A 13228-nucleotide genomic window follows, 5' to 3' on the forward strand; every position below is an offset into this window, starting at 1 on the left:
TAAAGCCCCCTTGTATTTTTGCTTTAAAATTAATAAAAGCAAATCTAATTAATTTATTTTTAATCATAAAACGACAATATAAAAAATTCAAGCGTGACTTTATGCGATTAACGTGGTAAATTACAATGTATAAATATTTAATTGTATTTTAATTAAAAGGGAGGGTTCTTTAATGACAACAGTCTATAAAAATTGTAACTTGTTTGTGGGTACTAAAGATGAAGTATTGGCGAATGCCTGGTTTGAAGTGGATGACCAAGGTAAAATTACACAAACTGGAACGGGTACGGCACCTCAAGCTCAACAAACGGTTGATTTAGCGGGTCAATATGTAATGCCGGGAATTATTGATGTGCATACCCATATTATGATGGATCCAAATGACGGCGATATCTCATTCGTCAATGAAACAGATGCAACTGTGGCGGCTTTGCAGAATTTACAAGCATTGTTAAGAACAGGTGTCACTTATATTCGTGATTGTGGTTGTGTCTTTGATGTTGATATTAAATTAAATAAAATTGCACAAGCTGGCGTCTATCAGATTAAGGGCCCGAAGATTTGCCCATCAGGACGACCAATGTCGATGACTGGTGGTCACGGAGATTTTCAAGAAGGAACTTATGGTGAAAAGAACTGGGGTTATTTAACTGATTCGCAAGATGAAATGCGTAAAGCTGTGCGCACTGCGTTTAAACATGGTGCTAAAAATATTAAAGTGATGGCGACCGGTGGGGTAATGTCACCGACGGATCAAATTGATGATACAGAGTTGAGTTTGGCAGAAATTCAAACTGCGGTTGAAGAAGCCCATTCTAAACACATGACTGTCGCAGCCCATGCCGAGGGACGTCAAGGCATCCATAACGCGATTGTTGCGGGAGTTGATTCCGTGGAACATGGTTCTTATGTGAGTGATGAAGACATTGAGTTAATGTTAGAAAAGGGAACTTTCTTAACGCCAACCTTGATTGCTGGTTATACGATTCCAACCTATGGTCAAGGCAAGTTGCCCCAATATATGCTTGATAAAGCGAGTGCTTTTTTAGATGATTATTTTGCTAATATCGGTAAAGCTATCAAAGCTGGTGTGAAGATTTCTTTTGGAACCGACTCAGGAACGCCATTTAATGATTTTACGGATGTCCCAGTAGAATTTCAATTAATGACGCAAGTCGGTGCCACGAATTTTCAAGCATTGCAGGCAGCTGGTCAATCCGCGGCCCAATTGTTGAAGATTGACGCAGAGTATGGAACTTTGGAAGTTGGTAAATATGCGGACTTTCTCGTTTTGAAGCAAAATCCCTTAGCTGATATTCAAGCTGTTGCCCAAAAAGACAAGCAGGTCTATCAACAAGGGATCCGCCAATATTAAATTTAATGAAAAATAGGCTAAAGCATTGTGTAGTCGGATTAATAAGAAGTGAATCAAAGTTCAACTACTTGTTAAAACTAACTGCAGATGCCATAGCCTATTTTTGTCTAATTAATTACAAAATTAATCGGTGAAAACTCACCAAGACTAATGCCAGTAAACCAATGATAGCTAAACTGGTGGTGCCTACGCGTTCGCTCGGAGATAAGGAAGTATTTAATTCGTGATGGTTAACATGATAGTATAAATAAATTCCGGGCAAATAAATAATGGTGCAGACTAGTAAATATTGTAGTCCGGATAAAGTAATCCCGATAATTTCAAAACTGATGGTTCCTAAGCCCAAACAGCAGGTCCGCCAATTTTTTTGTTGCCATGAAAACTTAATTTCAAAAGCGGCGACTATGATGTAACAAACAATTACTGCCGCGGTACTTAAACTATAAGCTAATTCGTAAGCTTGGTCAGTAAAGAGCAGGGTTAATAAAAAGATTTGAACCATTAAGCCGGTGACAATTAACGCTAAAGTCGGTGCTTGATGCCGATTCTTTTTACCTAAAATTTGGGGCAAGAGATGATGCTGTGCCATGGTGCTGAGAGTTTCAGCCGGCAACATGGTCCACGAAATCCAGGCGCCAAAAATGGAAATTAAAAGACCAATACTAATGAAAGTTCCACCCCAAGGGCCCACAATTTTTTGAAATAAGTAAGCCATCACCGGTTGCTGCGCATGAATTAATTGAGCTCGACTAAAGTAACCATAAGGTAAGATAGAGGCTAGAATATAAATCAGCAACAAACAGCTAACACCAATAATTGTTGCTTTACCAGCAGTTTTTTGACTCTTAGCGCGTGAAGACAATACGGTCGCGCCTTCAATACCGACAAACAACCACATCATAATCATAAAACAGCTTTTAACCTGGGGAGCAACACTACTCCAGACCAAATTGTTGTGCAGATTACCCCAAAACTGAGAACTAAAGACATGGGTATTAAAAACGAGTAAACATGCCACAATAAAGGCGAAAATAGGGATGAGTTTACACAGGGTAATTAAGGAATTAATCAAGGCAGCATTTTCCACGCCTTGATTCACTAATAACGTCAGTAACCATGAACACAGGCTGGCTACTAAAATTGCTGGCCAACCGTTGGCCTTTTGAAAAATGGGAAAAAAATAGCCCAAGGTACTCATAAAAACGGTTGAAAAAGCTACATTACCAAGCCAACCGGACATCCAATAGCCCCAACCACTGATAAACCCCCAAAAATTGCCAAAGCCAGATTGACCATAACTAAAGATTCCCTGTAAATCGGGCCGCTTTTGTAAGAGATCGTTGAGAGTCATAGCTAATAATAAAATACCACCGCTAATAATTAACCAAGCAATTAATGCTGGACCGGGGGCGGCCGCTTTGGCTAAATCACTACTTAAGGCAAAGATTCCCGAACCAATCGCAGTAGTGACAACCAGCGTTGTTAAGGTAAAACCGTTAATTTTTTTTGCTTTATTTTCCATGAAAGCAATTTCTCCTTAATACTATTTCAAATGGTGAAAAGTTGATTGATCAATAGCTTCAGTTTTTCCAGAACGTTTGAACTTTGAGATGATTTGTAATTGAGGTTGAAAACTAAGCCTTACTATCATAGCAAATTTCAGCAGTTAACTAAAATCTTTTTGAAAAATCCATTGACTTTTACATTTTAAATCAGTAACCTAGGTCATAAGTTTAGTCCTTTTAACCTAATCCTGTGAGATTAAGAAAGGAGCACGGTTTCAGTTCTGCTCGGAGGTTTGAACTTGCGAGCTTTTTTTGTACCTAAAATGACAAAGGAGAATTTAAAATTGGGATTTAAACAGCAAAACGTCATCAGCAGTTCTGAACAAAATATGTCTAATTGGGATATGTTTGCCACTTGGATTGGGGCAAACGCCAATAACGGTACTTGGTATGTAGGCGGGGTCATTGCCGCTTGTGGTTTTTTGACTTCGTCAACGTTACTCATTATTGTGGGGATTATTTCCTATTTGTTATTGGCTTTGGTTTCATTAGCCGGATATCAAAGTCGCTTAAACACGATGACGTTAATGCGCGGTTCCTTTGGAGTTAAGGGGTCGATTCTACCGTCATTGATTAATATTGTTCAGTTTATCGGTTGGGCTGCGGTTAATACTTACATTGCGGCAGTGTCTGTAAGTTATATTTTGCGGGAAATTTTTGGTTGGTCCTCGCACAATCAAACGTTAAATCGGTGGGGCTTATTTGCTGGCATTCTGATTATGTCCTTACTACATTTAGGTAGTATTTCGTTAGGCGAAAAGTCAGTTAAATGGATTGAACGCATTGGCATTATTTTGGTCACCATTTTTGTTCTTTGGGAATCAATTATTGTTTTAAGAATGGTGCCCTTGAGCCAAATTTTATCTTGGCAACCACCGGTTAAATTACATTTAGCTAATGGTGTAGCGATTGATACGATTGCTGCCTTTAACTTGGCTTGGGTCACCGCCGCTGCGGACTTTAGTCGCTTTGCCAAGAAAAGATCGGGCGCCACTTGGTGGTCATTTATTGGCGCCAACTTGGGTTTAGTTTGGTTTGCTTTAATGGGCATTGTTGCGACCATTGCGACCGCGATTAGTCTGAATAAATTTGATCCCAATAACTCCGATCCAAGTACGATTGCTACCAAATTGGGCTTGGGTGCATTGGCCTTAATTGTGATCATGCTGACTAGTACGACGGCGAATGCGGTGAACTTGATGGCCGCTGGTTCAGCGGCTACGAATATTTTCCCAAAATTAAAATTAAAGGTTGCACTGTGGATTGTGACCTTAGTTGCGACAGTAGTAACATTTATTCCGGCTTATGTGACAACTTTCTTAGAAACTTTTGAACTCTTTTTAGATGGAGTGGGTATGTTCTTAGGACCCGAAATTGCAATTTTCTTGGTTGATTATTTCATTTTAAATCACCGGCAATATCAAATTGATGACTTTGATCGGCCCAACGGTCGTTATTGGTATCATCACGGTATCAATATCAATGCTTTTGGAACTTGGATTGTAGGAGTGATTTTGTATTTTGTTTTGCGGCGCTGGGCAATCATTAATGACAGTGTTGGTGCAACATTTATTGCCATGTTAGTGAGTGCCATAATTTATTGGGCTTTAATGAAAAGCAAGGTAGTCAGGAAAAAAGCTTAATCTCTTAGTAGGTAAAGTTGGGATCATCAGGTATTAATAACGGGTCTGCGGACCGATTATTAAGCTGATTGTCCCAACTTTTTTAATTCTTGACAATCGTTTAGTTAAGTGTAGAATATATTTTTTGAAAGGTTAGCTAGCTAACGTTTGAAATGTGAGGTGAATCTAGTGCGCAACACTGGTCGGTTATTACAAAAAGCTGCGCGGCAAATGACGAATGATTTTGACCAATTTGCTAAAAAATATGATTTAACTAGTATGCAGATGTCATTTATTGATTACTTAAGTGATCATTCGCAGATTGAGGTTTTACAACGGGATTTGGAGCAAGAGTTCAATATTCGGCGTTCTACGGCGACTTTAATTTTACAGCGTATGGAAAAAAAGCAATTAGTGGTGCGCCAAACTAGTCAAGTCGATGCGCGCCAACGGGCAGTATTTTTGACTGAACATAGTCAAGCAATTGTGCAAGTGATTAAGCGTTATATGAAACAGGAGCAAGCACGATTAGAACAACATTTTTCCACCCAACAGGTGCAAATATTTGAAGAGATTTTAACTTATTATCAACAAGGAGGACGCAAAAAAAATGAAAACTGATAAAGCCATTACGCCGAAAGTCATCGGCGCTATTGTAGCTGCAGGGTTGATGTCATTTTGTGGAGTGGTCGTAGAAACGGCCATGAATATTACTTTTCCCACTTTGATGCGCGAATTTCACATTTCTACAGCTACTGTTCAATGGATGACGACGATTTATTTATTAGTGGTGGCAATCGTAGTACCGCTATCGGCTTTGTTAAAACGAAACTTTAAAACTAAAAAGCTCTTTTTAACAGCTAATTTTTTATTTATTGTTGGATTAATCATTGATGCCTGTGCACCAATTTTTCCAGTGATGCTTTTGGGACGGATGGTTCAAGGACTAGGAACAGGGATTGCCTTACCATTAATGTTTAACATTATTTTAGAAGAAGTTCCGCCGGCAAAAATTGGATTTATGATGGGAATTGGTTCCTTAATTACCGCAGTAGCACCAGCCGTTGGGCCAACTTTTGGCGGAGTGGTCGTTAATCTGTGGGGTTGGCGCTTTATTTTTGTTTTGTTACTGCCAATTCTAGTAATTTCTTTAATTTTGGGTTTAAGTTGTATCCAGCAAGTCAGTCAATTGGTCAAAACTAAATTTGATTGGTCGGGGATCATTAGTTTACTAATCTTTTTTGTGGGCTTAATTTTTGGCTTTAGTAATTTAGGAACCAAAAAACTGTGGAGTTGGTCAGTTAGCGGTGCTTGGCTATTAGGAATTATTGGTCTCATCTTATTTATTATTAGCTATCAACACACCCAAGAACCGGTCTTAAACTTAGGTTTATTTAAGCAAGCTAGTTTTAGCGGACATCTAATTAGTTTTTTCTGTTTTCAAATTATTAGTTTGGGAACTTCGTTTTTATTACCTAATTATATTCAATTGGTGAATCATCAAAGTACCACGATTGCCGGTTTATTAGTTTTGCCAGGCGCAGCTTTAGGAGCTATTTTGGCACCGTTTGGCGGCCAATTGTTAGATAACTTTGGTGCCAGGAAACCAATTTTGAGTGGTGTTTTGTTAGCAATTGTGAGCTTGTTGATCTTTACTCTAGCAACCGCTCATCTGAACTCAGGATTATTAATCTGTTTGTATGTTCTGTATATGGGTGGCGTTGGCATTGCTTATGGCAACATTATGACTAGTGCTTTACAACAGTTAAATAATCAACAACAGGCGGATGGTAATGCTTGGCTGAATACTTTGCAGCAATTAGCGGGTGCTGTGGGCACTTCTTTAGTCGCTGCGATTGTGGCTCAGAGTCAATTACAGCAGAATCTATCTTTGACTCAAAAAACGATTCAAGGAACACAGCATGCCTTTATTTTGTTGTTAATTTTAGCTATTGTAGTCTTCGTTATTTTGTGGAAATTCTTACCTAAAAAGCAGCGTTAATTCGTTTTTTGAGCACTATAACGGGAAAATATGTATAAAGTTATGAAACTGTTTTTTCTTGGCATAGTATCATCTTGATGTTTAAAATCATATTCAAAAAATAAGTTATGTGTTAAGATAGTAATGAAAAAGGGACTGGTGCTCGAACACCAATCCCTGAACGCCCCGCTTTAAAGGCGGTGACTAGTTACATGACATCTTTAAATCGTCCTATAACCGGTCAAAGTTATTAGTAGGACGATTTTTTGTTACTTTTTGTTGTTCATGATTGTGGCAACTAGTGTGCCAAAAGCAATCATTAACATTAATACCTGATAGGTATTCAAGTAAGACTGGATATCCTTTCCGTTGATTCTTCCGTATTCTCATACGCAAGCACCTCCTTGAGAACAAACAGTCACCGCCCATAAAACTTATCGCACTAACTATTGTAGCATATTACTGAGATTAAATTATTTATCAATTGAAAAATGATTTTTGCCAAAAAATATGTTATATTGGTAATGAAAAAGGGATAGGCGTTCAAGCACCAATCCCTCAGCGATCCGCTTTAAAGGCGGTGACTAAGTTATTACAACAATATTAAATCGTCCTATAACTTGCCAAAGTTGTGATAGGACGATTTTTTATTACTTTTTGTTCATGATTGTGGCAACTAATGTGCCAAAAGCAATCATCAACACCAATACCTGATAGGTATTCAAGTAAGACTGGATATCCTTTCTGTTGATTCTTCCGTATTCTCATACGCAAGCACCTCCTTGAGAACAAACAGTCATCGCCCATAAAACTTATCGCACTAACTATTGTAGCATATTTTGTTTCTGCTTTGATTAAGCATAAAAAATTTAATCTCAAATTTTTATATAGAATGTCCGTTAATTAAGGCGGTTCGGATAAACTATTCTTCAGCTTTTTATCAGTTTGCTACTAAAAGCTTTATTTTAGATAAATCAATAAAAAATAAGCAATTAAGTCGTTTTTTGACTTAACTGCTTATTTTTTTAGTATTCAATTTCTAAGTGTTTCTTGTTGCAGTGCGTTAGAATTGCGCTCCAAAGAGCAAAAGACTGCGTCTAACTACGCCATATAAAAAGTCAAAAACCGACTTTTAAATTGGGCTAGGTTGGTTTTCGCTTTTTAATCGTTCTTTGTCACAGCTTAATTAAACTAGCGTTCCGTTATCCATAAAGGCTTGCACATCCGGTTGCATGTGTGCATATTTCTCAACGGTACCGTCAAAGTCAATAAAGTACAATTGATACCAAGTTAAGAAAGTATAGATGTTCCAAATTTGCCGCCGAGCGTCAATTTTTTCATCGTAATTATCTTGCAATAATTGTAAAATTTTATCTTGATCAAAGAACTCACTGACCCAGTCTTGGCTAAATAAGTCTTGAACTTTATCAAAGTACTTATCTTCCCGGAGCCAGGTTTTAACCGGAACAGGGAAGCCTAATTTAGGACGTTTGGCCCAGTCTTCTGGTAAGTGACGATTGGCAGCCTTACGGAAAATATATTTAGTATCATGCCGATTAATTAATTTTTTCGAAGGAATGGAGTTAGCTAATTCGGCTACTTTTTTATCCAAGAAAGGCACTCTTAATTCTAAAGAATGAGCCATGGAAATCTTATCGGCTTTTTGCAAAATATCATTGAGCATAAAGTGATGTAAATCAATATATTGCATTTGTTTAACTTCTTCAGCATCTTGGACCTTGGCAAAGTCTTCTTGATAGATACCATTGACTGTTAAATCATTTTGATACGGTTTTTGTAAAATAGCATTGGCTTGCTGTGAGGTGAAAATAGTCGGTTGTTGTAAATCAAAAATTAAGGATTCACCAACGTAATAATCTGATGGTTGGGCGCTTTGGCAATATAAATGAACTTTTCCCGGGAAATTAGGCGCATGCTTGATGTCCTTAGCCAAGTGCTGACGGATGCCTTTGGGCAATTTGTGTAAGCCACTGCCAAAGACTTTAATAGTCATATTATGCGAATGCATTCCGTAATTAACATAGCCAGCAAATAATTCATCAGCCCCTTCACCTGATAAGGCGACGGTTACTTTTTTGCGGGCTAAGCGGCACAAATACCAAAGGGGAATCACCGAAGGGTTACTATCCGGTTCATCTAAGTGGTATTGCATTTCGGCAAAGTCATTAAAAGCTTCGTCACCATTAACGGTGACTTGATTAAAGTGAAGTCCTTCTTCATCCGCTAATTGCTTAGCAACACTAGCTTCATCGTAAGGACCGTTATCGAAGTTGACGCTGAAAACTTCTTGTGGATGTAAAACGGAAGTGACATAACTGGAGTCCACTCCCTCAGATAAGAAGCTCCCCACGGGCACATCAGCGATATTGTGCAATTTAATAGAATCTTTGATTGTTTTGTCGATTTCAGCGACTGTTTCTTGATCTGAACGTTGGTGGTTAATTTGATATTGCGCATCCCAATATTCATGAATTTGCAAGTCTTGATCATGTAACTCAAACCAATGCCCTGCTGGGAAGCGATAAACATTTTTGAAGAAAGTTTCTTTCAAATCATTATATTGATTCATCAAAAAAGGTTTGATCGCTTCTTGGTTTAATTCCTTCTTAAAATTAGGGTGCTTCAAGAAAGATTTAATTTCAGAACCGACAATAAAGGTTTCACCATTTTGATAATAATATAGCGGCTTAATACCGAAGAAATCTCGCGCACCGTATAAAGTCTGTTTATTATTATCCCAAATCAAATAAGCAAACATGCCGCGCACGCGTTCTAGCGTGCCAGCCATACCCCATTCTTCATAGCCATGTAGCAATACTTCAGTATCTGTTTCAGTAGTAAAAGTATGACCAGCTTTGAGTAATTCGCTACGTAAATCTTGATAATTGTAAATTTCACCATTAAATGTCACTAAAATTGAATTGTCTTCATTATAGATTGGTTGCTTGCCACCTTGAAGGTCAATAATACTTAGTCGGCGAAAGCCAAGGGCTACTTGGTCGTTGGTATAAAAACCGCTGCCTTTGATATTAGGACCACGGTGTTCAATCATTTTCATCATGGACTGGATCGTTGTTTCTTTGTCGTCAACAGTCGGGTCGCTAAAAGCGATAATGCCGCACATTAAATATTCCTCCTATATACTGATATCATCAGTTTAATTAATGATAGTCAGAGTGTCAATTTATCAAAATTAATTTTAAGCTGTTCCGCCAAGCTTTTAAAGGGTTTTAAAAAATAAAATATTGATAATCAGCTAAGGATTGATTCGTTGAAAAAATTTTAGTGAGCGAGAAGTGTCATAGTTCAATTTAATTGAAACTAGTATTTAACTGAGCACGTCCGGAAAAAAAGCTTATCAAAAAATATGAAAAATGCTGATTAACTATGACAGTCAATATACTGAGGAAACGTTTGAGAAGTTAAAATTCAACCGCTAAATATCTTTTACATCAATTGCGCTGGAACAATCAAATTAATTAGTGAAAAATAGTGCAAGATTTTTTGTAATAAATTGATTAAATAAATATGTCACAAAATATTACTTTTGTAGCACTTGTTTGCGAACTATTCATTTTTACAAAACCTAGGTTAATAATAAGCAATATTGCGAATTGTTATGTGATGATGAGAAAATTATTAATTTAGGTTGGAAGATAAGTAATGATGAATAAAAAGCGGTTAATCTGGTTTTTTAGTATAATTTTCAGTTATTTGGTTCTGTTAATAGTTGTTACACCAGTCCAAGGCAGGGTGCTTTTCAAAAGTAATCCAATACTGCAATCTCAGGCTAGTAGTTTATCGGTTCATAACTTTTTATCGCGTACAGCATTACCTAATTATGAAGTGAACGACTACGATCCAACTACTTTAAATGGTGCCAAAATTAGTTTAATTGAATCTCCGCAAGGAACGTTGAGTAATCCCGCGGGGAGTAACTCCGCTGTCACCATCGATATGATCATCACGCACAAAAATCGAGCACAAGTAATTCCCGCTAATACCAAGTTTAAGATGAGCATCACAGCTGGCAATAGTACTTATCCAGTGAGTAGTGATAACTTCTTGCGGATTTTGTCAGTCAGTTTACCGAGTGATCAAACTGGTAATAGCTATTTTAGTTATGATAAGCAGAGTGATGGTTCGATGATTGTTACAACTATTAAGGACGTGCCCCCGGGAGTGGATGAAATTCATTTTAATTACCAAAGTGGTACCAATGTTTACAATTGGGATGGTCAAAACAAAGGAACTCCCATCCCGGGAAAAATTCAGACGCAAGTGCAGACTGCTGATAGTCTCGTTAATTTACCCGACTTAGATTATTATATTAAAACCATTCCCAAAAGTAATGGTAGTAGCAGTGTCCCCGGTTATCTGTCAGCCATTGATCATTCCGCTGCGTTTATTGATCCTTATTATCCTAATAAAAATTTAGGTAGTCATACTACCAATATCAATACAAGTGGTGTCAGTGTTGGTGGTTCGATTTGGTCGTCTTATACATTCAATGGTCAAGATAAAAATGGTGCCGGTCAGTATTATTTTGGTTATGAAGTTAATTACCAAGCATCAATTGGCAAGCCTGATGGTGCTAAGTTAGGTCTCAAATCACAAGACCCGATCGATTTACAACACGTTCACTTATTAAAGCAAGCGGATTCTGGCTTAGTAGATATTACGCAAGATCCCACTTTGAAATGGACCATGACGGCTAATTCAGTCCAAGTCGATGCCAGCAAATATCGTGATGCTAATGGTCAAGTTAATTGGAAACCATTATATTTACAAGTTTATGTACCTGAAGCCTCTTTAAAGAATATCAATTATGTCAACGCGACAGTAGGCTTTTTTAAAGAATTTTCGCTGGCGACTTATTTTAGTTCGGTTACGGATAAACGAACGGTTTATTTTATTAATCCAGATAAGACTATTTATGAGAATCAAACTTATGATCCTTATACAGATATTACAGCCATCAAAGGCAACAGTGCATTAGCTAAAAAACAGCTTACGATTACCGATTATGATGGCTACCCAACAGATGGTACTAATCTAGTGCCTGGCAACTATTCTTTACAGTATCATGCCGTAGATCCAAGCGATGCTACGAATGTTGCTGATACAACTCGGAAAATTACAGTTTTGAAGAATCAAACTAGCTTAAAAGCTCAAGATAGTCAAATTATGCAAGGTAATTCGTGGCAAAAGTACGATAATTTATTGGCTGTGACTGACCAAGATGGTAAAGTTTTGAATGCTACAGATTATCCCAGTCAAGTGCAAGTTAATGCTAATGTTAATACCCAAGTTCCAGGTGATTATAATGTTTTTTACACCTATATCGACTCCACGGGCAAACAAGTTTCTAAGTCAGTAACGGTGACCGTCTTGGCTGCTCCTAGAATCAAGACTTGTCCCAGCTCTCTTGATTTTGGAACCCATTATAGAGGAGCAAAGACCACATTCTTAAATCCACAGTTGAATGCTAATTTGACAGTGGAAATTGGTATTAAGTTAAATTCTAATTATCAATTTTTAGTTCAGGCACAGAGCAATTCACAATTAGCTGGTAGTTTACTTTTAAAAGATCAAACCAATCAATGGCAGAATTTGTCAACACCCACTTTGCTACCTGTACCAGTGCCAACGCAAACAGCTAGCGATAACTATCCGTATACTTATGATTTTTCCACCTTAATCAAGTCCGATAAATGGAAATTAATGGTCCCAGTTACCGCTCAAAAATCAGGACTGGCTAATCGAACTGTTACGTGGACTATTTCGAACTCGTTATGAGTTCGTAAAATTGAGCAGTAATTCAATGGCAATATTCAAGACGTCATGGTCTGCTATTTTTAAGCTGGATGTCATGAGGAAAAAGCAATTAGCTGCGGCGCAGGATTAAAACAAAAACTACTACTTTGAATTAGTAACGAGCAGGAGTAAACGATGAATGGCAAAGAACAAACTAAAGAACAATCACGTCAATGGTTATGGCAATCATTTCTCCAACTGTTGACTGAGGAGGATTATTCACAAATCACAGTCAAAGAAATTGCCGCTAATGCTTTGTTGGATAGACGGACATTTTACCGCTCTTTTGCTAATAAGGGGGATTTAATCGACTGGTATTGTCAGACAACCTTTTGTGAATATCGCCAAATTATTTTAGCAGAAGACTTTCAAAAATTGACTGTGGAAGAATCTCTGGGTAATTTGTTTAATTTTTGGTGGGATAAACGCCAAACAATTAGAATTTTGATTCAACAAAACTTGGCAGATCATTTTTTAAAAATTTGGAATGATAAGTTTATCGACATATACGATGATTTGAAACTACCAACTCATATACAAGGTACACGAACAGAAATTGAATATTTACAAACTTTTACTTCGGGGGGATTTTACTTTGTCATTATTACTTGGTTAGCTAAAGAAAATCCAGAGCCACCGAGTTATCTGGTGCAATGTTTTGCGCAGGCATATAAACAGATTTGTGAGTAAGAGAACTAAGTGAATTTTGATTACTAACAATTAGCTATAGTAGCAAAATAAGCAATTAAGTCAAAAATCGACTTAATTGCTTATTTTTGTGTATTACATTGTTATCCATCATTTTTAATTTTATTTTGAGATATTTTTATAGGTACTGACTTTAAAG

General features: G+C 37.4%; 10 protein-coding genes. 6 read left to right on the forward strand and 4 right to left on the reverse strand.

Annotated elements, in window-relative coordinates; genetic code table 11:
• The first annotated feature begins 172 nt into the window (after nucleotides 1-172).
• A complete protein-coding gene (locus tag AC3B6D_RS05765; RefSeq protein WP_489775144.1) occupies nucleotides 173-1375 on the forward strand; it encodes a metal-dependent hydrolase family protein in 1203 nt (400 codons plus the stop codon).
• 115 nt (nucleotides 1376-1490) lie between these two features.
• On the opposite strand, the gene AC3B6D_RS05770 is transcribed toward AC3B6D_RS05765, so the two are convergent.
• Entirely contained in the window at nucleotides 1491-2897 is a 1407-nt protein-coding gene (locus AC3B6D_RS05770) for a basic amino acid/polyamine antiporter (RefSeq protein ID WP_489775145.1), read from the reverse strand.
• A gap of 306 nt (nucleotides 2898-3203) precedes the next feature.
• Here AC3B6D_RS05770 and AC3B6D_RS05775 point away from each other — a divergent pair, with 306 nt between their 5' ends.
• The 3 genes from AC3B6D_RS05775 (at nucleotide 3204) to AC3B6D_RS05785 (ending at nucleotide 6564) form a co-directional block, all read left to right on the forward strand.
• Nucleotides 3204-4583 carry a cytosine permease gene (locus tag AC3B6D_RS05775; RefSeq protein WP_489769855.1) on the forward strand — a complete coding sequence of 460 codons (1380 nt, stop codon included), beginning with the start codon at nucleotides 3204-3206 and terminating at the stop codon, nucleotides 4581-4583.
• A 168-nt stretch (nucleotides 4584-4751) separates the two neighbouring features.
• Nucleotides 4752-5183 carry a MarR family winged helix-turn-helix transcriptional regulator gene (locus AC3B6D_RS05780; protein WP_489758148.1) on the forward strand — a complete coding sequence of 144 codons (432 nt, stop codon included), beginning with the start codon at nucleotides 4752-4754 and terminating at the stop codon, nucleotides 5181-5183.
• Nucleotides 5173-6564, forward strand: a complete 1392-nt coding sequence (locus AC3B6D_RS05785) for a DHA2 family efflux MFS transporter permease subunit (RefSeq protein WP_489769532.1) — start codon at nucleotides 5173-5175, stop codon at nucleotides 6562-6564. Before AC3B6D_RS05780 ends, AC3B6D_RS05785 begins: the two co-directional genes overlap by 11 nt.
• A gap of 210 nt (nucleotides 6565-6774) precedes the next feature.
• Here the strand turns inward: AC3B6D_RS05785 and AC3B6D_RS05790 are convergent, their stop codons facing one another.
• From AC3B6D_RS05790 to asnB, 3 genes are all read right to left on the reverse strand, one after another.
• On the reverse strand, nucleotides 6775-6933 hold the full coding sequence (locus AC3B6D_RS05790; protein WP_489758150.1) for a hypothetical protein: 159 nt from the start codon (nucleotides 6931-6933) through the stop codon (nucleotides 6775-6777).
• A gap of 213 nt (nucleotides 6934-7146) precedes the next feature.
• On the reverse strand, nucleotides 7147-7311 hold the full coding sequence (locus tag AC3B6D_RS05795; RefSeq protein ID WP_489775146.1) for a hypothetical protein: 165 nt from the start codon (nucleotides 7309-7311) through the stop codon (nucleotides 7147-7149).
• 418 nt (nucleotides 7312-7729) lie between these two features.
• Nucleotides 7730-9688 carry an asparagine synthase (glutamine-hydrolyzing) gene (asnB, locus tag AC3B6D_RS05800; protein WP_489775147.1) on the reverse strand — a complete coding sequence of 653 codons (1959 nt, stop codon included), beginning with the start codon at nucleotides 9686-9688 and terminating at the stop codon, nucleotides 7730-7732.
• 629 nt (nucleotides 9689-10317) lie between these two features.
• Between asnB and AC3B6D_RS05805 the strand changes: the two genes are divergently transcribed.
• The gene (locus tag AC3B6D_RS05805) at nucleotides 10318-12363 is read left to right on the forward strand and encodes a bacterial Ig-like domain-containing protein (protein WP_489775148.1); all 2046 of its coding nucleotides are present in this window, start codon (nucleotides 10318-10320) and stop codon (nucleotides 12361-12363) included.
• Between the two features lie 153 nt (nucleotides 12364-12516).
• The gene (locus tag AC3B6D_RS05810) at nucleotides 12517-13071 is read left to right on the forward strand and encodes a TetR/AcrR family transcriptional regulator (protein WP_489758154.1); all 555 of its coding nucleotides are present in this window, start codon (nucleotides 12517-12519) and stop codon (nucleotides 13069-13071) included.
• The last annotated feature ends 157 nt before the right edge of the window (nucleotides 13072-13228 follow it).

It is taken from the genome of Bombilactobacillus sp. ESL1097 (genome assembly GCF_058107205.1).

Excerpts from the sequence above, each read along its gene's own strand:
- AC3B6D_RS05785 (WP_489769532.1), top strand. The coding sequence starts at position 5,173 with ATGAAAACTGATAAAGCCATTACGCCGAAAGTCATCGGCGCTATTGTA.
- asnB (WP_489775147.1), bottom strand. The coding sequence starts at position 9,688 with ATGTGCGGCATTATCGCTTTTAGCGACCCGACTGTTGACGACAAAGAA.
- AC3B6D_RS05810 (WP_489758154.1), top strand. The coding sequence starts at position 12,517 with ATGAATGGCAAAGAACAAACTAAAGAACAATCACGTCAATGGTTATGG.
- AC3B6D_RS05790 (WP_489758150.1), bottom strand. The coding sequence starts at position 6,933 with ATGAGAATACGGAAGAATCAACGGAAAGGATATCCAGTCTTACTTGAA.
- AC3B6D_RS05765 (WP_489775144.1), top strand. The coding sequence starts at position 173 with ATGACAACAGTCTATAAAAATTGTAACTTGTTTGTGGGTACTAAAGAT.
- AC3B6D_RS05775 (WP_489769855.1), top strand. The coding sequence starts at position 3,204 with ATGACAAAGGAGAATTTAAAATTGGGATTTAAACAGCAAAACGTCATC.
- AC3B6D_RS05795 (WP_489775146.1), bottom strand. The coding sequence starts at position 7,311 with ATGAGAATACGGAAGAATCAACAGAAAGGATATCCAGTCTTACTTGAA.
- AC3B6D_RS05770 (WP_489775145.1), bottom strand. The coding sequence starts at position 2,897 with ATGGAAAATAAAGCAAAAAAAATTAACGGTTTTACCTTAACAACGCTG.